Source organism: Companilactobacillus formosensis (assembly GCF_005405305.1).
GTDB lineage: Bacteria > Bacillota > Bacilli > Lactobacillales > Lactobacillaceae > Companilactobacillus > Companilactobacillus formosensis.
Genome location: NZ_BJDU01000003.1, coordinates 160,964 through 181,010, shown reverse-complemented (window position 1 = coordinate 181,010; position 20,047 = coordinate 160,964). Strand labels below are relative to the sequence as shown.

General features: G+C 36.3%; 23 protein-coding genes and 1 other annotated feature (1 of these 24 only partly in view). Of the genes, 1 reads left to right on the top strand and 22 read right to left on the bottom strand.

All coding sequences use genetic code 11. The features are described from left to right. Window positions 1-566 precede the first annotated feature (566 nt). The 10 genes from FFM65_RS04995 to gmk all read right to left on the bottom strand — a co-directional run bounded on the left by FFM65_RS04995 (window position 567) and on the right by gmk (window position 11,160). Window positions 567-1,226, bottom strand: a complete 660-nt coding sequence (locus FFM65_RS04995; protein ID WP_119317932.1) for a thiamine diphosphokinase — start codon at window positions 1,224-1,226, stop codon at window positions 567-569. After that, on the bottom strand, window positions 1,223-1,897 hold the full coding sequence (rpe, locus tag FFM65_RS04990) for a ribulose-phosphate 3-epimerase (RefSeq protein ID WP_119317931.1): 675 nt from the start codon (window positions 1,895-1,897) through the stop codon (window positions 1,223-1,225). Before rpe ends, FFM65_RS04995 begins: the two co-directional genes overlap by 4 nt. A gap of 14 nt (window positions 1,898-1,911) precedes the next feature. Next, a complete protein-coding gene (gene rsgA, locus FFM65_RS04985) occupies window positions 1,912-2,805 on the bottom strand; it encodes a ribosome small subunit-dependent GTPase A (RefSeq protein ID WP_119317930.1) in 894 nt (297 codons plus the stop codon). 3 nt (window positions 2,806-2,808) lie between these two features. Beyond that, on the bottom strand, window positions 2,809-4,764 hold the full coding sequence (pknB, locus tag FFM65_RS04980) for a Stk1 family PASTA domain-containing Ser/Thr kinase (protein ID WP_119317929.1): 1,956 nt from the start codon (window positions 4,762-4,764) through the stop codon (window positions 2,809-2,811). After that, window positions 4,765-5,511, bottom strand: coding sequence for a Stp1/IreP family PP2C-type Ser/Thr phosphatase (locus tag FFM65_RS04975; RefSeq protein WP_119317928.1), 747 nt, complete (start codon window positions 5,509-5,511; stop codon window positions 4,765-4,767). A 19-nt stretch (window positions 5,512-5,530) separates the two neighbouring features. Then, a complete protein-coding gene (gene rsmB, locus FFM65_RS04970) occupies window positions 5,531-6,853 on the bottom strand; it encodes a 16S rRNA (cytosine(967)-C(5))-methyltransferase RsmB (protein ID WP_119317927.1) in 1,323 nt (440 codons plus the stop codon). Then, window positions 6,843-7,793, bottom strand: a complete 951-nt coding sequence (gene fmt, locus FFM65_RS04965; RefSeq protein ID WP_119317926.1) for a methionyl-tRNA formyltransferase — start codon at window positions 7,791-7,793, stop codon at window positions 6,843-6,845. The genes rsmB and fmt overlap by 11 nt, the downstream gene beginning before the upstream one ends. Window positions 7,794-7,806: 13 nt before the next feature. Beyond that, entirely contained in the window at window positions 7,807-10,215 is a 2,409-nt protein-coding gene (priA, locus tag FFM65_RS04960) for a primosomal protein N' (protein ID WP_119317925.1), read from the bottom strand. A 69-nt stretch (window positions 10,216-10,284) separates the two neighbouring features. Continuing rightward, window positions 10,285-10,542 (bottom strand): DNA-directed RNA polymerase subunit omega, encoded by a 258-nt coding sequence (gene rpoZ / locus FFM65_RS04955; protein ID WP_057815128.1) that lies wholly within the window; start codon window positions 10,540-10,542, stop codon window positions 10,285-10,287. A 6-nt stretch (window positions 10,543-10,548) separates the two neighbouring features. After that, window positions 10,549-11,160, bottom strand: coding sequence for a guanylate kinase (gene gmk, locus FFM65_RS04950; RefSeq protein ID WP_082607430.1), 612 nt, complete (start codon window positions 11,158-11,160; stop codon window positions 10,549-10,551). 178 nt (window positions 11,161-11,338) lie between these two features. Here gmk and FFM65_RS04945 point away from each other — a divergent pair, with 178 nt between their 5' ends. Continuing rightward, on the top strand, window positions 11,339-11,659 hold the full coding sequence (locus FFM65_RS04945) for a hypothetical protein (protein ID WP_119317924.1): 321 nt from the start codon (window positions 11,339-11,341) through the stop codon (window positions 11,657-11,659). Here the strand turns inward: FFM65_RS04945 and recN are convergent. From recN to rplU, 12 genes are all read right to left on the bottom strand, one after another. Beyond that, complete coding sequence (gene recN / locus FFM65_RS04940) at window positions 11,651-13,348, bottom strand: DNA repair protein RecN (protein WP_119317923.1); 1,698 nt, start codon at window positions 13,346-13,348, stop codon at window positions 11,651-11,653. The genes FFM65_RS04945 and recN overlap by 9 nt on opposite strands. An 8-nt stretch (window positions 13,349-13,356) precedes the next feature. After that, window positions 13,357-14,181 carry a TlyA family RNA methyltransferase gene (locus FFM65_RS04935; RefSeq protein ID WP_119317922.1) on the bottom strand — a complete coding sequence of 275 codons (825 nt, stop codon included), beginning with the start codon at window positions 14,179-14,181 and terminating at the stop codon, window positions 13,357-13,359. A gap of 10 nt (window positions 14,182-14,191) precedes the next feature. Continuing rightward, a complete protein-coding gene (locus FFM65_RS04930; protein ID WP_119317921.1) occupies window positions 14,192-15,040 on the bottom strand; it encodes a polyprenyl synthetase family protein in 849 nt (282 codons plus the stop codon). Between the two features lie 2 nt (window positions 15,041-15,042). Beyond that, window positions 15,043-15,279 carry an exodeoxyribonuclease VII small subunit gene (locus tag FFM65_RS04925; RefSeq protein ID WP_059073574.1) on the bottom strand — a complete coding sequence of 79 codons (237 nt, stop codon included), beginning with the start codon at window positions 15,277-15,279 and terminating at the stop codon, window positions 15,043-15,045. Continuing rightward, window positions 15,272-16,621 carry an exodeoxyribonuclease VII large subunit gene (gene xseA / locus FFM65_RS04920; RefSeq protein ID WP_119317920.1) on the bottom strand — a complete coding sequence of 450 codons (1,350 nt, stop codon included), beginning with the start codon at window positions 16,619-16,621 and terminating at the stop codon, window positions 15,272-15,274. Before xseA ends, FFM65_RS04925 begins: the two co-directional genes overlap by 8 nt. Then, entirely contained in the window at window positions 16,614-17,462 is an 849-nt protein-coding gene (locus FFM65_RS04915; RefSeq protein WP_119317919.1) for a bifunctional 5,10-methylenetetrahydrofolate dehydrogenase/5,10-methenyltetrahydrofolate cyclohydrolase, read from the bottom strand. The genes xseA and FFM65_RS04915 overlap by 8 nt, the downstream gene beginning before the upstream one ends. Before the next feature lie 38 nt (window positions 17,463-17,500). Next, entirely contained in the window at window positions 17,501-17,905 is a 405-nt protein-coding gene (gene nusB, locus FFM65_RS04910) for a transcription antitermination factor NusB (protein WP_119317918.1), read from the bottom strand. Window positions 17,906-17,910: 5 nt separating this feature from the next. Beyond that, window positions 17,911-18,330 carry an Asp23/Gls24 family envelope stress response protein gene (locus FFM65_RS04905; RefSeq protein ID WP_010019407.1) on the bottom strand — a complete coding sequence of 140 codons (420 nt, stop codon included), beginning with the start codon at window positions 18,328-18,330 and terminating at the stop codon, window positions 17,911-17,913. 27 nt (window positions 18,331-18,357) lie between these two features. Then, window positions 18,358-18,918 (bottom strand): elongation factor P, encoded by a 561-nt coding sequence (efp, locus tag FFM65_RS04900; RefSeq protein WP_119317917.1) that lies wholly within the window; start codon window positions 18,916-18,918, stop codon window positions 18,358-18,360. A 138-nt stretch (window positions 18,919-19,056) separates the two neighbouring features. Next, window positions 19,057-19,329, bottom strand: coding sequence for a 50S ribosomal protein L27 (rpmA, locus tag FFM65_RS04895; protein WP_057815145.1), 273 nt, complete (start codon window positions 19,327-19,329; stop codon window positions 19,057-19,059). 12 nt (window positions 19,330-19,341) lie between these two features. Beyond that, on the bottom strand, window positions 19,342-19,686 hold the full coding sequence (locus FFM65_RS04890) for a ribosomal-processing cysteine protease Prp (RefSeq protein WP_056945147.1): 345 nt from the start codon (window positions 19,684-19,686) through the stop codon (window positions 19,342-19,344). 2 nt (window positions 19,687-19,688) lie between these two features. Beyond that, a complete protein-coding gene (gene rplU, locus FFM65_RS04885; RefSeq protein ID WP_059073571.1) occupies window positions 19,689-20,000 on the bottom strand; it encodes a 50S ribosomal protein L21 in 312 nt (103 codons plus the stop codon). A gap of 9 nt (window positions 20,001-20,009) precedes the next feature. Beyond that, window positions 20,010-20,047 (bottom strand) — a sequence feature (ribosomal protein L21 leader region); it runs 32 nt beyond the window's last position.

Sequence of the window (20,047 nt, the reverse complement as noted above, 5' to 3'; positions counted from 1 at the left end):
ATACGGAAGCTAATGCTCTCCCATAACTGTTTCTAAGCAGCGTAGCTGCAGGTTCAAGGAATACGGAAGCTAACGCTTCCCCATAACTGTCTCTAAGCAGCATAGCTGCAAAGAGACAGTAAAAAAAATCGCCCCTACAAAACAGACCTAAATCTGAATTGTAGGGACGATTTCCCGTGATACCACCCTAATTTATACTTTGCTTACACAAAATACCTCAACGACACTAACATGTCCGGGATGATATCGCATCCTTGCGTACCTTTGGCTTGCACCTAGGTAAGACTCCAAGCTCATCTTCAACCAACGTTTGCTCCATCTTTTCACTATCCAATGGTCACTCTTCAAACTAATAATTGGTTTACTCTTCTCTTCAACGTCTAATAAGATTAATTAATTTTTAATCGTTTGATTGGTGATTAATTTACTCTAGTAGTTTTTCTTTGTCAATGTTATTTTGAAAATAATTTCTTTTTGGCATTTAATATTTACTTCAAAAATAACCTCAAATCCTTGATTTAATAGACATTAAAAAAAGACATTTTCCATCAGAAAATGTCTTTAATTTATTTTTTATCTTTACTTTGAATAACAGCTACAATGCCACTTTCGAAGCTAAAGTCTATCGTATCTTTTACGAATTCATTACTAGCCCAGCTAACGGGATGTTCCACACTATAATCATTCAATTTGTACTTTGCATCGAACAAATTTAAATGAGTTACTGGTCCTAAATTAACGAAGGCCACATACTTCATTGAATTCTCATGATAAATCGTATAACGACCGGGTTTAAAAAATCTAATCGTATTCGTGGCAGATTTATAATACAACTTATCATAAAAATCTAAGAACCTAGAGTCATATGGCAAGAACAAATTAACTAGAAAATGGTCAATTCGGCCACCAGTGGCTCCATAAACGTAATATTCTTGGGCATTGTACTTTTCCCTAGCCGCTAATAAACATAGTTCAGAATCCGTATCATCCTTTTCAGGAGGAAATTTTTCAAAGACAGGTACATTGTCTTGAAGAAGTTTTTGTTCTTTTTTACTAATAGAATCAAAATCTCCAATCGCAATTTCGGGAATTATTCCATTAGCCATCAAATGTAAACTGCCTCGATCTGCTCCGACCCAAGGACCAGGAATACCCTTAATACTTTTACTTAATTCATCAGGATATTCGCTAGCAGGACCACCTAATAAAATATTCACTCGTTTCATTGCTTTGCTTCCACAGCCAAAGAACGAATATCATCGATTCTCTTTTCTAAACCATCTTCACCATTGAACAAATATGATCCAGCCACGAAAATATCAGCTCCAGCTCGAGCACATTGACTAATCGTGTCAGCATTGATTCCACCATCGACTTCAATTTCAAAATTGTCATCGGCAGCTGTTTGACGTAATTGATCCAAACGTTGAATCTTCTTTGTCATTCCAGAAATGAACTTTTGACCACCAAAGCCTGGGTTAACTGTCATAACAAGAATTTGATCAATAATTGGGAAAAGCTCTTTTACAGTCTCTAGTGGCGTTCCGGGGTTAACAACTACTCCAGCACGTGCTCCATAACTTTTTACCAAATCGATTGAACGATAAATGTGTTGTGTACTTTCGGCATGAATCAATACCGTATCAGCTCCAGCATCAATTACTGGCTTGATATAAGCATCAGGATTTTCCATCATCATATGAATATCCAAAGGCTTGTCAGTTACTCGACGCATCCCTTCAACCACACTAGGGCTAAAAGACATATTAGGCACGAAGTTCCCATCCATCATATCGATGTGGAAAACATCTGCTCCTGCTTTGTCAGCAGCTCTTACATCTCGTTCCAAGTTCATAATATCTGCAGATAAAATTGATGGTGCAATCTTTACTGTCATCAAAAATCAACTCCTCAATATCTTTTTTTGTATGAATTAATTTCATTCAAAAAGTAGAGATAATTGTCATAACGACTTTGCATTATCTGACCTTCTGAAAGTTTTTCTTTCACGGCACAATTGGGTTCATTCACATGGCGACATCCACGAAATTGACACATGTTACTGTACTTCAAAAATTCAGGAAAAAGTTTTGGCAATTCTTCAACGGGAATATTTTGTAAATCAATCGAAGAAAATCCCGGCGTGTCAGCAACCAAGCCACCTTCAATATCGAACAACGAAACTTGGCGAGTCGTATGTTTACCACGGTTCAATGTTTGAGAAATCTCGGCCGTAGCTAAACCTAAATCATGATCGATATGATTTAGTAAAGTGGACTTACCAGCACCTGATTGACCTGTAAAGACTGTTACTTTGTCAGCAAAAGTGGCTTTTAATCTCGACACTTGTTGATCATTATAACTGTCACGATCACAAAAAACTTGATACTCTGCATGGTCACGATAGCCTTCTAAGGTCGTTTTTAATTCTTCGTATTGTGCATCAGATAATAAATCAGCTTTCGTTAAATAAATTACGGGTTCAATATCATTATGCTCGATATTTACCAATATTTTATCTAATAAATTACTAGAAAAATTAGGTTCCGCTGCTGAAGTCACGACAATCGCCTGGTCGACATTGGCAATCGGTGGACGAACTAAACTATTCTCACGAGGCAATATTTCTAATATATATCCTAAATCACCCGTAGAGTCAAAACTAACTTTGTCACCGACTAAAGGCTTAATTTTACGCTTACGGAAATTTCCACGTGCTCTAGTCCGTATTAGGTCGTTGCTTTCATCATCTAAAACATCATAAAATCCACTGATCGATTTTATAATTCTTCCTGTTTTTTCCATACATCACCTATTGACTGAACCACCTAATACAGTCTTATTATCACGTTCGACTATATAGGAGCCTGTCTGTCCATCTTTTAAATTAAAACTTAATGTTACTGGTGTATCTTCACTAATAGTCATTGTTCGGTATGGTGAATTAATGCTGTGCGTAGCATCTGATATATAAATTGTAATACTGTTATTACCATTATCATCATAGGGAATCGTAATGTCCTTAGTGACCGTCTTTGTAGTATTCGAACTAGTATTATCGCTACTTGAATCTTCATCGTCACTATCGGAAGATTTCTCTGGATCTGGACCCTTAGATATTACCACTGTCAAAGTTGCACCTTGATTGATCGTTGTATTTGCTTCTGGTGATTGACTGACTAATAAGCCTTCTTCAATATCATTAGAATATGCATACGACGTATCTAATCTCAAATGCGTTTCGGTAGCGTAATCTTGAATACTCTTTAAATTATATCCAGTTAAATCACGGACTTTGACCGTCTTTGGTTTAACTGTTTTTACTTTAGCAATCGTTATAGTTAATGGTTTGTCTTTAGTAACAACCTTTTTACCACTCTTAATACTTTGATCAATGATTATTCCAGCCGTATATTCATTCGTTGCTTTGTAACGTATTTTTATCTTAAATCCACGTTTCTTCAAATTAGCTGAGACATCATCATAGTCTTGTCCAATCAATTTTGGCATCTTGTAATATTTAGCACCTAAACTAACTACTAAATTGACACTAGCGCCATTTTTTAACTTTAAGCCCTTAGCGGGAACTGATTTGATTACATGACCAGCCTCAACATCGTCATCGTTTTCTTTGGAAATATCACCCGCCGTCAAATTAGAACTTTTGAGCATGACATTAGCTTGCTTAACAGTCAAATTGAACAAATCAGGAACTGTCGTCTCTTGATTACTCTTAATAACCATTGCAATGATAAATAAAATCAAGACAATTGGAATAATCGAGAGCATCAAAATCATTTTCTTTTTATGACTCATTTTAGGCTTTTGCTTAACGGGAGCTTCTTCCTCATGCTTAGTATCCATAGGTTCCATTACACGAGTTTCTTCCAAATCATTGACCGGCGTTGGAATAAATTTTGGTTCATCACTACGTTCAGGCATCAGACATGTATTTAAATCTTCACACATTTCTTTAACCGATTGGTATCGTTGATCAGGGTCTTTAGCAGTGGCCTTCAAAACAACATTTTCCAAAGGTTGAGGAATATCTGGGTCGATTTTCTTCAAATCCGGCATTTCCTCTTTGGAATGCTTCAAAGCAACCGTCACAGCTGTATCACCAGTGAACGGTACGTGCTTCGTCAATAGTTCAAACAAAACAATTCCTAATGCATAAACATCCGACAAAACTGTTGCGGGACGTCCTTTGATTTGTTCAGGAGACATATAATGTACCGAACCCAACAAAGAATTAGTCCGAGTAATAGAACGTTCACTCAAGGCCAAAGCAATACCAAAATCAGAAACTTTAACTTGAATTGGGTCCTTTTTCTCATCGACTAAAATATTCTCTGGCTTTAAATCACGATGAATTATTCCATGTTCATGAGCATCAGAAACAGCCATACAGATCTGTTTCATAATATCGACTACTTCATGGTATGGAATTGGAAAATGTGTCCGGATATATTTCTTTAAATTTGGACCGTCAACATATTCGATAACAATGTATTGAACTCCGTTATCATTACCAACATCTAAAACATTGACGATATTAGGATTGGAGAGACCACTAGTTGCCTTGGCTTCACGACCAAATCTCCTTTTAACAGATTCATCATCTTGAAGATCATATCGTAATGCTTTAACAGCAACTTTACGGTTTAACAAAGTGTCATTAGCTAAATAAACATTAGCCATACCGCCTTCACCAAGCGTACCTAGAATCTCATAACGACCGCCTACTAGGTAACCTTTTTCCATCTAATGATTACCTCCGTTATCCTTCGTAGAAAAGAGTAAGGCGGTAATATTATCTCTTCCACCGGCGGTATTCGCTTTGTCGATCAAAAGATGACATTTTGTCTCAAGACTCATCTTCTTGGATAAAATATCTTTAATTTCATTTTCTGGAACCATGTTAGTCAAGCCATCTGTACACAAAAGAATAATGGCATTATTAATCAAATCAAAATCTTTTACTCGTGGTTGAACTGTTTGTGACACACCAAGAGTTTGTGTAATGATATTTTTTTGTGGATGATTTTCAGCTTCTTCAGGACTGATTTGACCAGTTTCTAAAAGTTCATGAACCAATGAGTGATCAACACTCAATTGTTTCAATTCATCATTTGCATAAATGTAGCATCTTGAATCACCGACATTGACGACCATCATTTTGGATCCAACAAAAAATACGCCAACCATCGTCGTTCCCATACCATTTAAATCATCAAATTGATTCGATACAGAAACGATTCGATCGTTTTCCTTACTTAATTCTCGAATAATCCATTCACGAAGTTCACTAATTTCGTCAACTTCTGATTCTTCAAAATTATGTCCTAAATGAGACACTGCCATATCAGATGCAACATCTCCACCACGGTGTCCACCCATGCCATCGGCCACAATTCCAAAGACAATTCCTTTTTTGTTCTTGAAAACATTCACATAATCTTGATTGTTTTCTCTGAGTTTTCCAACATCAGTTAGTAACGCATATTCCATCAGTTTAGACCTTACCTCTTTAATTTTTTCTAACGAAAGTAGCTATAAAGAAACCATCTGTAAAGTAATCACTAGGTAGAACTTTCAACATGCCGTCTTTGACTGATTTATCCATAACAGCTTCATTCTTAACAGGTTCAAGCTCAAAGTTTTTGTGATCAGCTAAGAACTTCTTTACGACTGCTTCATTTTCTTCATCATCAAAAGTACAAGTACTAAAAACTAACTTACCATTGACCTCTAATAAATCAACCATACTATCCAAGATTTGTAATTGAACTCGTTGCAAGTTCATCAAATCTTCTTCTTGGCGGAAATATCTTAGTTCTGGCTTTCTTCTAATCAAACCAAGACCTGAACATGGAGCATCGACCAAAATACGATCAAAAGTCGTATTCAAGACATCTTTAGCTTTTCTAGCATCAATTGCTCCAGTACTAATGATATCGCTATAGCCCATTCTTTGACTATTATCACGAATCAACTTAGTTTTGTGCTTATGGATATCTAAAGCTGTTACTTCACCATCTTTGATATAGCTGGCAATATGAGTTGTCTTACCACCCGGTGCAGCACAAGCATCCAAAACTCTGCTATCAGGTTGCAAATCCAGAGCTGGAGCAACTAGCATTGAGCTTTCATCTTGAATCGTGTACAAGCCATCTCTAAATTCATCAGTATTAACTAAATTTCCACTCTCACAGATTAACCCAACTGAAGAAATTTTGCTTGGTTTTACATCAAAACCTTTACTTTGAAGTGTTTTTTGTAAATCTGACACAGTCGTTTTATTTGTATTAACCCGAATAGATACGTGTGACGGTTGATTGATCGACTTCAAAATCTTTTTAGTCTTAACTAGACCTTGTTGGTCGATAAACAATTGCACAAGCCAACGAGGAACACTGTAAAATTTGCTCAAATCATAAACGCTATCTTTACCAGACATCTCTCTTGCACCGTGACGTTGGAAGTTTCTCAAGACAGCATTAACTAAATTACCAGCACCACGATTAGCCTTTTGTTTGGCGATTTCAGTTGATTCATTCAAAACCGCATGTTCCGGAATCTTATCCAGATACGATAACTGATAAATTGCCGTTTGAAGCAATAAATCTAACCACAAGTCGAGTTTCTTATCTTTCAAATAAGGTTCTAGTTGATACTCCAAAACATATTTATGTTGAATAACGCCATAAACGATATTCGTCATCAAACGCTTGTCAGCATCCGACATATCTGAATTCTTCAAAATATTATTGATTTCAATGTTTGAATAGGCTTTATTTTTAAAGACTCTAGTTAATGCTTCTACGGCTAGTTCACGAGGATTATTTTTCATCAATTACTTGTTGTCCTTTTTCTAGATTTTTGCCCAAACCATTCATGTAGTTGGCAATATCCATAATTTTTTTACCGGCTGGCTGAATCTTTTTAATAGAAACGCCTTGGCCATCACCAGCAACGATAACCAATTTCTTCTTACCCAAATCAGCTACTGTACCGACAGCTTGATTGGAATTTAATTCAATTACTTCTGTTTTGTATAGCTTAGTTCTTTGACCATTTAGCATCATCCATGCTCCCGGATCAGGACTTAACGCACGAATTTGATTGAAAACTGTCTCGGCAGGTTTAGTAAAGTCAATATGTTCTTGTTCTTTAGAAATATTAGGTGAAAAGACTACCTTGTCTGGATCTTGTTTGATTGGAGTGATATCACCGCTTAAAATCTTCGGAATCGTATCCAACAAAAGTTCACGACCAACGATTGCCATCTTTTCAAATAAGCTACCATTGTCATCGTCTTTTTCAATTGGCAATTTTTCCTGGCTAATGATATCACCAGCATCCATCCCCTTAACCATATACATGATAGTGATTCCAGTTTCCTTATCGCCATTTAATAGTGACCATTGAATTGGCGCACCACCACGATATTTTGGCAAAAGTGAACCGTGAACATTGATAGCTGCCACTTTAGCTGATTCCAAAAAACTAGTTGGCAAAAATTGACCATAAGCCGCTGTAATAATCAAATCTGCATGTAATGCTTTTAATTCTTCAACTTCTGGACTACCAGGCAATTTAGCAGGTTGGAAAAGTTTGATATTTTCACTTTCAGCCACTAATTTAACTGGACTCTTTTGAAGTTTTTGTTTTCTACCAACTGGCTTATCAGGTTGTGTTACGGCGGCAATTACGTCATAACCTTCTTTTAATAATCCCCTCAAAACTGTTGCAGAAAAATCTGGTGTTCCTAAAAATATTATTTTTGTCATTCAATCATCCTCATTAATCAATGTGTTGTGGTTCATTATCGATTGCAATCGTAAAACCCTTCTTGGCATCCGCTTGAGTTTCATTTAAGATTTCGAGCAATCGTTCGTGCAATTTTGGCTCATGTTTATATTTTACAATAATTTGATAATAATATTTGTTTTGTTTCCGAGAAATCATCGTTGGACTTGGTCCTAAAAGAATTGCATCCTTAGATAAAGCCGTTTGGAGCTGTTTTTTCAGCCAATAAGCTTGCTTCAAAGTCTGACCTTCATCTTGGTTTGCAACACTGATCAAAGTCGTAAAATAATACGGCGTGTAATTTGATTGGTGACGCAAGTACATTTCTTGTTTGAAAAAAGTTTCATAATCTTGTTTGGCCGCATCTTTGATTGCATAGTGATCAGGATTAAAGGTTTGAATCACCACATGACCAGTCTTTTGAGCTCGACCGGCACGACCACTAACTTGAGTCAATAGTTGGAAGGTCCTCTCACTAGCACGATAGTCTGACAAACTCAAAGTAGTATCGGCATTAATTACTCCAACTAACGTTACGTCAGGAAAATCTAAGCCTTTAGCAATCATTTGTGTTCCCAACAAAATATCGGCCTTGTGCTGTCCAAATTGTTGCAAAATCTTAGCGTGAGCACCTTTTCTTCTGGTCGTATCAACATCCATTCGTAAAACTCGAGCTCGTGGGAACAAATCATGTAATTGTTGCTCAATATTTTGTGTCCCTGTTCCATAAAAGCCAATTTTTTTACTGTGACAATTTGGACACATATTGGGAACTGATTCTTCGTGTCCGCAATAATGACATTTCATTCTTCTCAAATCTTTATGATATGTCAATGAAACGTCACAATTAGGACATTTTAAAACAAAGCCACATTCACGACACATCATGAACGATGAATAACCTCGACGATTCAATAAAACGATTGACTGATCATGATTATCTAGTGTTTCTTGAAGACTCTTTTGTAAAGTCGGCGAAAAATCACCTTTAACGGCAGAGTTTTCGGAATCACGCATATCGACTATTTGTACATGTGGCAAAGTCTGATTGTTAATTCTCTTTTTCATCCTTATCAGATGATAAACACCTTTTTCAGCCCTAGCCCTCGACTCCAAAGATGGTGTAGCACTACCTAAAACAACTGGACATTTATTGACTTTTGCCCGCCATAACGCTACATCACGTGCGTGATAACGAGGATTGTCATCTTGTTTGTAACTGGCTTCATGCTCTTCATCAATAATTATTAGACCAATTTTATTTAATGGTGCAAAGACGGCACTCCGTGCTCCTACAACGACTTTGACTTCATTATTTTCAATCCTTGTCCACTCATCGTATCGTTCGCCATTAGATAAACCAGAATGTAACACCGCCACTTGATCACCAAAACGACCAACAACTCGATTGACCATCTGAGGAGTCAGTGAAATTTCTGGAACTAGCATCAAAGCTGTTTTATCTTGCTGCAATGCCTTTTCAATCGTCTGTAAATAGACCTCTGTCTTACCACTACCAGTAACACCTTCGATCAAAAAGGTCTGGGAATCTTCGTTAGTAATAGCCTGAGAAATCTCATCAACAGCAACTTGTTGCTCAGATGTTAAAGCTAATTTGGTTGTTTGTTCTGGTGTGATACCCACTGGTTTACGTAATTTGGTAACTTCTATTGTTTTGAGCAAACCATTTTTTTCAGCTGTTTTAATAGCTGATCTTGAAATACCATGATCTTTTTCCAAAACATTGTATTCTATCGGCAATTCTTGCAAATGATCAGCTAAAAACGCCAATAACTTAATTTGAGAAGAAGCATTCTTTCGCAATTTGCTCTTGGCTTCATGTAACTGAATAACATTCAGATCCGTTGTAACAGCTTGTCGTTTTACTTGAACAGCTTTATTCTTCACAACATATTGAATATCTACTTTATTATTTTTTCGTAATTTATTGATAAGACGAATTGTTTTATCATCTAGTGCACTCGTTATCTCTAGGGAATCTTGATTAGATAACAGAGCCTTTACTTCTGGATCATCTTTTACGATTGGAATTACAAATTGCTGGTATTTAGCGCGCATAACACTAGGCAACATTGTTTGCAGACAGGAAATCTGAAAAGAATAAGTTTGATCAGCCAACCAATACGACAGTTGGAGCATTTCCTTTGATAAAACTGGTTTTAAATCTATCACACGAGTAATTGGTTTCAGCTTTCCTTGAAAGTCACTGTTGTCTTTTACCTTCATAACAAAACCTTGAATTTTTCTTTTACCACGTCCAAAGGGTACTTCAACTCGCATCCCTGGAACAACTACTTCGGCTAAACTCTCAGGAATATCATATTCAAATGGTCGATTTGTTTGCATCGTCGGTACGTCAACGATTATCTCTGCTACTGACATAAAAACCACCTATTTTTCCTTAAGAATAAAAAAGCCCTCACTAATTCGCAAATCAGTGAAGGAATAATTTTATTCGTTTTCTTCTTTTTTCTCTTCTTCAACCTTTTCGGCTTCTTTTTCAAGAAGAATTGAATTAGGATCGATTTCGATTTTATCATCAGCAATTTCTTCAAATGCACGACCAACAGTTCTTGGTGATTCATAATGGCTCAAAAGTTCAACATCACCATTTTCCAATTCGTGAGCACGTTTGGCAGCTAGAACTGCTAGTGAATAACGAGAGTCAACTCGATCTAAAAGTTTATCAATTGATGGATAAATAATCATAAATTATCAATCTCCTATTATTTTTTTGTATTGGTCAATTACGCGTGGCACTCTTAAGTGTTCACTCTTAATTATACCTTCAATTTTTTCGACTGCATTAGGTATTTTATCATTTACAACGGCATAGTCATAGCTAGTCATCATTTGAATTTCTTTTTTAGCCTTTTCCATACGTTTATCGATTGTCTTCTCATCATCAGTACCACGGTGAGTAATACGATCTCGTAAACTAGTCAAATCAGGCGGTGTCAAGAAAATAAATACGCCATCAGGCATCTTTTCGCGAACTTGCATAGCACCATTGACTTCAATTTCTAACAACACATCAATTCCGGCATCAAGCTTTTGATTGACATACTTCAAAGGAGTTCCATAATAATGGTCGACATACTTAGCATATTCGAGCATGCCACCATTCTCTATTTCCTTTTCAAATTCTTCATTTGTTCGGAAATAATAATCGACTCCATCGACTTCTCCAGGACGCATTTGACGCGTTGTCATCGAAACTGAATAATCAAATTTAATTGATGAATTCTTCAACATTGCTTTTCTAACAGTTCCTTTACCAACTCCAGATGGACCTGATAAAACGATTAACATTCCCCTTGACATAATTAAACTATCCCTACTATCTATTTTAATATTGATATCTATAATGCAATAAATTCATATGTTTTTCAAGACTTTGAGCCACGTCAAGATAAAAATTTCTTAAGAAATATAAAAATAAAGTTGCTCTTTCGAACACTTGTTCGTATAATGAAGGTACAAACAAGCGTTCGGGGGTTTAAAAATGCAAGCAAGACAATTACACAATCGTTTCACTACAAATCTAATCAACAACACCACTAGCTTTATTAATAATAATTTCGATTTTAATCTCAAGTACGGAACAAAGACTCCATTAAAACAAATGCCATTAATGCAATTACAGCTTTTTGCAGAACAAAGTTTCCAAAAAAATTATTCTGTCGTTATTACAATGTTAAACGACAATCAACTTCATGGCAAATTTATTTCACAAGTTAATCAAAATAAATACGTTTTCAAGGTCAACGACAATCTTTTTAGCATAGTTACTTTAGGCAATTTGAAATCTATTAATTTAATCTAAACGTTTTTGTTCACCTTGAGCTAATTCTAATAATTCTTTAGCATGCTCTCTAGTCAAATCAGTCACCTTAGTCCCTGCCAACATTAAGGATATCGCTTCAATTCTTTGTAGATCGTCAAGCAACGAAACCTGAGTTTCGGTTTTGTTTTTGACGGTCTCTTTTTTTATCTCAAATTGAATATCACTCATAGCTGCTACTTGTGGCAAATGCGTAATACAGAGAACTTGTAGAAATTGTGAAACCTTATAAATTTTATCACCGATTGCTTGAGCTACACGACCACTGACACCAGTATCGATTTCATCAAAAACTATTGTCTCGACATTCATTTTCGCAGCGATAATAGCTTCAAATGCCAAAATGACACGAGATAACTCACCACCTGAAGCAACTTTTACCAAAGGTTTGAAATCTTCTCCAAGATTAGTCTTTAAATCAAATCTAATCTGATCAATTCCCTTGTCAGACAAATTATTATCATCAAGCGAACTAAATGAAACACCGAATTTAGCATTTGGCATATACAAATCCTTTAATTGGTGATTAATGGACTTCTCTAAAGAAGTTGCTGTTTGATGACGTTTTTTAGATAAATCTTTGGCCAAATCCAACAATTTAGTTTGCAATTGTTGAATTTCCTTTTCCAAGTTAGCTTCAGTGTCATCATCAATATCAATCTCTGAAAGTTCTTGGTGAGCTTTTTGACCAAATTCAATCACTTCATCAAGGGTTGGACCGTATTTTTTCTTCAAATTATCTAGGGTAATCAAACGTTTTTGAATATTATCTAAACGATTCTCATCAAAGTCTAAGTTTTCTAACTGATCAGCAATCGTCGCCGCATTATCTTGAAGTTGGTAATAAGCTCCATTGACGGAATCATACAATTCTTTATACGACTTATCGTAATCCATGATGTCTTCCAATTGATCTCTGACATTCCCTAAGGCATCAACAACGCCAACATTATTTTCTGACAGACCTCGGTAGCTTTCTTGTAAAGCTGAACTGATTTTCTCAAAATTAGACAACTGATTCTTTTCATCTTCTAATCTATCATCTTCACCGGCTTCAACTTTGGCACTATCAATATCTTCAATTTGAAATTTTAACATGTCGATTCGTTGAACGAGATTTTGAGAATTCTTTTGAATCGTTCTTAAGCGACTACGCTTTTCCTGATATTCAGAAAAAATATTTTGATAATCCAACAGGTCCTTTTGAAAATCATCATCGGAAAATCGATCTAGGATATTTATATGATTATCTTCGTCTAACAATTCTTGTTGTTGATTTTGACCGTGAATTTCAACTAAAAATTTGCCAACTTGACGTAAAACATTAGTTTTTACTAATTCATTGTTGATACGACAAACATTACGTCCCTTGCGGTTGATCTCACGTTTAATGATCAGTTGATTATCTTCATGATTGATGCCGTATTCGTCCAAAATAGCAAAAAGAGGACTACTTGATTTCACTTCAAATAGTCCCTGCACTTTCAACTGTTCTTGGCCAGTTCTAATAAAATCAATTGAAGATCTGCTTCCAACTAACAATCCTAAGGCATCAATAATGATTGACTTACCGGCACCAGTTTCACCAGTTAATGCAGTCATGCCATGATGAAAATCAATTTGTAATTTATTAATAATTGCAAAATTGTTGATTATAAGTTTTTTAAGCATAATTCCACCTATTTATTTAGATTTGAGTATGCGGCTTCCATGGTCTTTTCTATTGATACAGTATCCAAAATCTCACCATCTTGTGGTTCTTTAGGTTTTTGAATATGCATTAGAAACTCAATGTTGCCTTCGCCACCTTTAATTGGTGAAAAATCCAATCCAGAAACGATAAATCCAGCATTTTTAGCAAAATTGGTAATCTTTTCAAGCACCATTTGGTGAACTTTGTGATCTCTGACGATACCATGCTTACCAACATTTTCTGGACCAGCTTCAAATTGAGGTTTAATCAAACAAACAGCATCGGCACCTGGCAAAATGATATTGAACATTGGTGGCAAAATTAATTCCAAAGAAATAAATGAGACATCAGTCATCGCAAATTGTGGTAAGCCTTCGTGAAAGTCTTCTGGTTTGCTGTAACGGAAATTAACTCTTTCCATCACAACAACACGTTCATCTTTACGTAGTTTCCAAGCCAATTGATTGTACCCAACATCCAACGCATAAACTTTAGTAGCACCGTTTTGCAAAGCCACATCAGTAAAGCCACCTGTTGAGGAACCAATATCCAAACAAATACGATCGGACAAATCAATATCAAATGACTTCAAAGCTTTTTCCAACTTGTAGCCACCACGACTAACATACTTGGAATGAGCATTCTTAGCTAAATGAAAGACTGTCTCTGGATCAACTTTTTCACCTGGTTTATCGAAACGCAAATTATCCTGATTATAAACTTCACCAGCCATGATTGAACGCTTGGCTTGTTCACGAGATTCAAATAAATTTTGTTCAACTAATAAAACATCAATTCTTTTTTTTGCCAATATTTGTCACCTATTCTTTAAAATAATCCAAAAAGCTTACTAATAAGTTTTTATCGAATTTGTCTTCCTTCAAAACAGCATTGAACGCTTCTTTAACTAATTCATTCAATTTAGTTTCAGTTGCTTCTTTACCAATTAGATTTGGAAAAGTGTTTTTATCTGCATCTTCTCCATCGCCACAATCATCTAAGTCATCTTTCAATTGAAAAGCTAAACCAACATCTTGGGCATACAAAACTAAGTTCTTGGACAACTCATGATCTGCACAAAAAGCTCCCATAGTAATAGCTGCCATCATTAAATCAGCCGTTTTTTCCTTATGTAAAGTAGTCAATTCGCTTTCGGACAATACCTTATCTTCCATAGTAATATCAGTCATCTGACCAGCTACCATTCCCATAGGTCCGGCATTGTGCGATAAGATTCTTACTGCAGCCATTCGCTTGTCAGTATTCAAGCTAGACTTAGCAATCCAATAAAAAGCCTGTGTCAACAAGCCATCTCCGGCCAAAACTGCTGGACCAACACCAAACTTCTTGTGATTGGATAATTTACCCCGACGATAATCACTGTCATCCATTTCTGGTAAATCATCGTGAATCAAAGAATAAGTGTGCACTAATTCGATAGCACCAGCAATATCAAAGTATTTCGGTAAATCTTTTAATTTAACTCCAGATGAATAAGCAACAGCCAAAAATAGCATTGGACGAACTCTTTTGCCACCGGCATTAACAGAATAAAGCATAGCTTGTTTCAAAGTTTCTTGTTTAATCTCAGAATTTAGTCGATCATTTAAAAATTGATTAAAATCTGGCAAAACTTGCTCACAAAAATCAGAAAACTTTTTAATTTCCATAACTACTCGTCCTTACTTTGATCATTTTTCATATTAACTTCTTGACCGTCTTTAGTCATGATCTTAGTAACTGTTTCTTCGGCTTCACTGAGGGTCTTTTCGAGTTCTTTGCTCAAAGTAACACCCTTTTTGAATTTTTCCATGGCTTCTTCCAATGGAACATTTCCAGTTTCAAGGTTTTTGACGATTTCTTCTAAATCCGCCAAATTTTCTTCAAATGTTTTCTTTTCTTCAGCCATTATTATCCTCGCTTATTTCTTTGGTTATTAATTTAACATTACCATTTCTAACTCTCAAATTCACCGTTTGATCAACTCGGTAATCAGAAGCCTTAGTCAATACTTTACCTTTTGAATCAGTTGGAATAGCAAATCCACGACTCAAAGTCTTCAATGGACTCAGTGAATCTAGAGTAGCTACTTGACTATTAAATACATTACGATTTTTATTAATGATTTTATTGATATTATTGATCAAAATTTGGTACTGGCGATTAACCTGATTGTTGTAACTATAAATTTGATCACGTGGCGAAACTCGTACTAATCGATTAGCATACTGAATCAATTCAGTTTTGGAACGATTCAACGAATTATTCAAATTTTGACGTAGTTTATCTTCTAAACTATCGACCTTTTGCAAGTATACTTCGTAGATTCGCTCTGGATGCTGTAAAAAGACGTTCTGAGACAAAGTTTGGACACGGTCCTGATAGTTCGTAATCAAATTGTTTTGAGCGCTGTAAAGTCTTGTATGCAAGTCTTGAAGATGTTCCAAAACATCACTCAAAACAGGTGTTGCCAATTCTGCCGCTGCAGTCGGAGTTGCAGCTCGTAAATCAGCCACTAGATCGGCAATAGTCGTATCCGTTTCATGACCAACTGAACTAATCACTGGAATCTTACTCTGAACGATAGCTTCGGCAACGATTTCTTCATTGAATGGCCAGAGATCTTCAATCGATCCACCACCACGACCAATGATAATCGTATCGAAATTACCATCTTCATTGATTCTCTTCAACTGGTCCACGATAGTTTTAGCCGCTTCATCACCTTGAACTTGAGCTGGATACAAAACCAATTGCACGATTGGAAATCTTCTAGCAACGGTCGTCATAATATCATGAATAACCGCACCTGACTCACTCGTCACAACTGCAATTCGTTTTGGAAACTGAGGAATTGGCTTTTTTGGCAAGTCAAAGATACCTTGTTGAGATAGCTTTTTCTTCAATTGCTCAAAAGCAACATATAAAGCTCCCAATCCAGCAGGTTCCATCGACTCGACATAGATCTGATACGATCCGGCTGGCTCATACAAAGAAATTCGACCTTGAACGAGAACTTGCATTCCTTCTTCAGGTTTAAATTTAATTTTTTCAAAATTGCTCTTAAACATTATCGCGGAAATCTTAGCCTTATCATCTTTTAAAGAGAAATATTGATGAGCATGTGGACGTAAACGAAAATTAGAAATTTCCCCCATCAAATAGACGTGTCCCAAATAAGGGTCCACGTCAAATTTTCTTTTCAAATATTGGCTTAAAGCGGTAACTGTTAAATATTGCTCATTATCCATTTGCCCTGCCTTCGGCTAATTCAATCACTTGGTCTACTAAGGCCGTGATTGTCATTGGACCAACACCACCAGGAACTGGAGTCATCATAGCAGCCTTTTGCTTGACGTCATCGAAATCGACATCCCCACAAAGCTTGCCATTTTCATCACGGTCCATACCAACATCAACGACGATTGCTTGGTCTTTGACGTATTCTTTAGTGATAAATTTGGCTTTTCCAATGGCTACGACTAGCACATCAGCCTTACTTGTTATTTCTTTTAGGTTCTTAGTATGTGAATGCGTGATCGTTACAGTGGCATTACGATCCAACATCAAAGCAGCTGTTGGTTTTCCAACGATATTGCTACGACCAACGATAACAACATTTTTACCGTCTAAGTCAACGTTGTAATGGTCAAGCATCATCAAAATTCCTGAAGCAGTTGCTGGTTTAGTTAAAGGTGTTCCAATCCAAAGATTACCAACGCTGATAGGAGTAAAACCATCAACGTCTTTTCTAGGATCAATAGCTTCAATAACTTTGTCCTCATCGATATGATCAGGAACTGGCAATTGAACGATAAAACCATCAACGTTTTCATCATGATTCAATTCATCGATTTTCTTCAAGAGTTCAGTTTCAGTTACTGTGGCATCAAAATGAATCAATTGGAAATCAATTCCAAGTTTTTCGGCACGACGTTTCTTGTTGCGAACATAGACAGCACTTGCTGAATTGTCACCGACTAAAATAACGGCCAATCCAGGAGTTACGCCTTTCTTCTTTAATTCTTCAACTCGCTTAGTCATTGTTTCATCCAAAGCTTGCGCTACTTTTTTACCTTCTAATAATTTCATACTAATCACCATAAAAAGGCTGATAAATTTATCAGCCTTTACCCTTCTACAAAATTAGATAAAATTCCATTTATGAAGGACTTTGAGTCCTTATCGCCAAAGTCACCAGCCATTTGAATTGCTTCATCAATAGCTACTTTCCTTGGTACTTCCAAACTGTTTTCCATTTCAAATAACCCAACGCGTAAAATTGCACGATCAATTCTGGACAAGCGTTGAACTGTCCATTTATTCTTTAAATATTTAGCAATTTTTTCATCAAGCTCTTCTTGATGTTCATTTGTTCCCGAAACCAAGAATGTCAAATAATCTGGCACCGCTTCAGTCGTTAGATCGCATAATTGCATGGTAGATGCGATAGCCTCTTCTGGAGTGTCTTTAGTAGTTTCGATGGAAAATAGTGATTGAACTGCGAGTTCTCTGATCTTATGTCTACTTATCACTAGTTTTATTCCTTTTTATCTGTTGTTACACGTTCGATATCGCCTGTTTCTTTCTTAGCGATTAATCCGACAACATGTACATTGATTTCACTTAAGTCTAAATCGGTCATGAATTCGAGTTGTTCAATGGCTGATTTTTGGATCTCTAAGGATACTTTAGGGATCGATACGCCATACTCTAGATAAACATAGACATCAGCAGATACTTGATTATCTGCAAACGACACATCAACTCCCTTACCATGGTTGATTCTACCAAAGAGTGAATCAATTCGGCTTGAAATAGTGCCACGCATTTCGTAAACACCCTCAACCTGGTTTGTAGCAATTCCTAAAAGGATCTCAATAACTTGATGTGATATTTCAACATTACCGTTTATTTTTCCACTATCTTGTTGTAGAGAAACATATTTTTGTTCAGCCATAAACTTATCTCCATAATCAATTATTAATTAGGCACGTGAAATGTAAGTACCGTCTTGTGTGTTAATTGTTAGCATATCGCCTTCGTTAACGAAGAATGGTACTTGCACAACAACACCTGTTTCCATTGTAGCTGGTTTTGAACCACCTGATTGTGTATCACCCTTGATTGAAGCTTCTGTTTCAACAACCTTTAGATCAACTGTATTAGGTAATTCAACACCAAGTGTTTCGCCACCATACATTACGACACTAACTTCCATATTTTCTTTCAAATACTTCAATTCGTCTCTAATTTCATCGCCTGGAAGTGATAGTTGTTCATAAGTTGTTGTATCCATGAATACGTAGTTATCACCTTCAGCATAAAGATATTGCATCTTCTTATTTTCGATATTAGCTTTTTCAACTTTAGCTGTTGATCTGAAAGTCATTTCTTGAACAGCACCTGTTCTCAAGTTCTTTAATTTTGAACGTACGAAAGCACTACCCTTACCTGGCTTAACGTGCTGAAATTCTACAACACGCCAGATACCATCTTTTACTTCAATTGTTAAACCATTTTTAAAATCATTTACTGAAATTGACATTTGTTTCTCCCTTGATTCGTAAATTTTTACCGATAAAGCACCATACAATATCTTACCAATATTTCGGTGTTAATGGCAATAACTCATACTTATTATATAAAAAAAAGAGGAACATTGTCCTCTTTTTTCATCAATATATTAATATACTGAAACTTTTCTTCTGTCTTTGCCAAGTCTTTCGTACTTAACAACGCCATCTGTAAGTGCGAACAATGTGTCATCGCCACCGCGACCAACATTAGCACCTGGGTGAATCTTTGTACCACGTTGTCTGTAAATAATTGAGCCAGCTGTGATAGCTTGGCCATCAGCGCGCTTAGCACCTAGTCTACGACCAGCAGAGTCACGGCCGTTACTTGTTGATCCACCACCCTTGTGGTGAGAGAAAAATTGTAAATTCATCTTAAGCATGAAGTTTACCTCCTAATCAAGATCTATTTTATTTTTTTGTACTGAAACTTCAATGTTTTTGGCATAACTTCCTTCGACATCTTTAAGAGTCCAAAACAAATTATCCAATAACAAGGCAGTATCGTGTGATATTGCTTCGTCAAATTGACAACCTAGATGGCCGCCATTTACCTCATCCATGACCACTTGAGGCTTAGCCCCAGTGAGTTTTTCCAGATTATTGATCGTACCGATCGTAACCGCTGAGACAGCAGCACAAACTAAATCTTGACCATAAGGTCCTGAATCAGCATGTCCTTTAATCAAAAAGGAATCGATCTGTTTATCTGAGTTCTGGTGAAAACTAGCTTTAATCATGATTAAGCCTTGATACTATCGATAAGTACCTTTGTATATGGTTGACGGTGACCTGTCTTTGTATGTGAATGCTTCTTAGGTTTGTACTTGTAAGTAACAACTTTCTTTTCCTTACCTTGCTTTTCAACCTTACCAGAAACACTAGCGCCTTCAACTACAGGGCTACCAACTTTAACAGACTTGCCATCAGAAACTAAGATTACATCATCAAATGTAACTGCGTCTCCTTCTTTGACATCAAGCTTTTCAACATAAATTGAAGAGTTTTCTTCAACTTTATATTGCTTACCACCAGTTTTAATAATTGCGTACATAAACGTACACTCCCTTCTAAGACTCGCCAACTAGGTGCACTAAGAGC

What these genes read in the sequence shown, in the direction of transcription:
- FFM65_RS04995 (WP_119317932.1), bottom strand. Translation starts at nt 1,226, where the DNA reads ATGAAACGAGTGAATATTTTATTAGGTGGTCCTGCTAGCGAATATCCT.
- FFM65_RS04925 (WP_059073574.1), bottom strand. Translation starts at nt 15,279, where the DNA reads ATGGCTGAAGAAAAGAAAACATTTGAAGAAAATTTGGCGGATTTAGAA.
- rpe (WP_119317931.1), bottom strand. Translation starts at nt 1,897, where the DNA reads ATGACAGTAAAGATTGCACCATCAATTTTATCTGCAGATATTATGAAC.
- FFM65_RS04915 (WP_119317919.1), bottom strand. Translation starts at nt 17,462, where the DNA reads ATGAAATTATTAGAAGGTAAAAAAGTAGCGCAAGCTTTGGATGAAACA.
- FFM65_RS04975 (WP_119317928.1), bottom strand. Translation starts at nt 5,511, where the DNA reads ATGGAATATGCGTTACTAACTGATGTTGGAAAACTCAGAGAAAACAAT.
- pknB (WP_119317929.1), bottom strand. Translation starts at nt 4,764, where the DNA reads ATGGAAAAAGGTTACCTAGTAGGCGGTCGTTATGAGATTCTAGGTACG.
- rplU (WP_059073571.1), bottom strand. Translation starts at nt 20,000, where the DNA reads ATGTACGCAATTATTAAAACTGGTGGTAAGCAATATAAAGTTGAAGAA.
- fmt (WP_119317926.1), bottom strand. Translation starts at nt 7,793, where the DNA reads ATGACAAAAATAATATTTTTAGGAACACCAGATTTTTCTGCAACAGTT.
- FFM65_RS04930 (WP_119317921.1), bottom strand. Translation starts at nt 15,040, where the DNA reads ATGGAAATTAAAAAGTTTTCTGATTTTTGTGAGCAAGTTTTGCCAGAT.
- priA (WP_119317925.1), bottom strand. Translation starts at nt 10,215, where the DNA reads ATGTCAGTAGCAGAGATAATCGTTGACGTACCGACGATGCAAACAAAT.
- rsgA (WP_119317930.1), bottom strand. Translation starts at nt 2,805, where the DNA reads ATGGAAAAAACAGGAAGAATTATAAAATCGATCAGTGGATTTTATGAT.
- efp (WP_119317917.1), bottom strand. Translation starts at nt 18,918, where the DNA reads ATGTCAATTTCAGTAAATGATTTTAAAAATGGTTTAACAATTGAAGTA.
- rsmB (WP_119317927.1), bottom strand. Translation starts at nt 6,853, where the DNA reads ATGAAAAATAATCCTCGTGAACTAGCCGTAGAAGCATTAACTAGAGTC.
- rpmA (WP_057815145.1), bottom strand. Translation starts at nt 19,329, where the DNA reads ATGCTTAAGATGAATTTACAATTTTTCTCTCACCACAAGGGTGGTGGA.
- xseA (WP_119317920.1), bottom strand. Translation starts at nt 16,621, where the DNA reads ATGGATAATGAGCAATATTTAACAGTTACCGCTTTAAGCCAATATTTG.
- recN (WP_119317923.1), bottom strand. Translation starts at nt 13,348, where the DNA reads ATGCTTAAAAAACTTATAATCAACAATTTTGCAATTATTAATAAATTA.
- FFM65_RS04945 (WP_119317924.1), top strand. Translation starts at nt 11,339, where the DNA reads ATGCAAGCAAGACAATTACACAATCGTTTCACTACAAATCTAATCAAC.
- FFM65_RS04890 (WP_056945147.1), bottom strand. Translation starts at nt 19,686, where the DNA reads ATGATTAAAGCTAGTTTTCACCAGAACTCAGATAAACAGATCGATTCC.
- rpoZ (WP_057815128.1), bottom strand. Translation starts at nt 10,542, where the DNA reads ATGATTATTTATCCATCAATTGATAAACTTTTAGATCGAGTTGACTCT.
- FFM65_RS04905 (WP_010019407.1), bottom strand. Translation starts at nt 18,330, where the DNA reads ATGGCTGAACAAAAATATGTTTCTCTACAACAAGATAGTGGAAAAATA.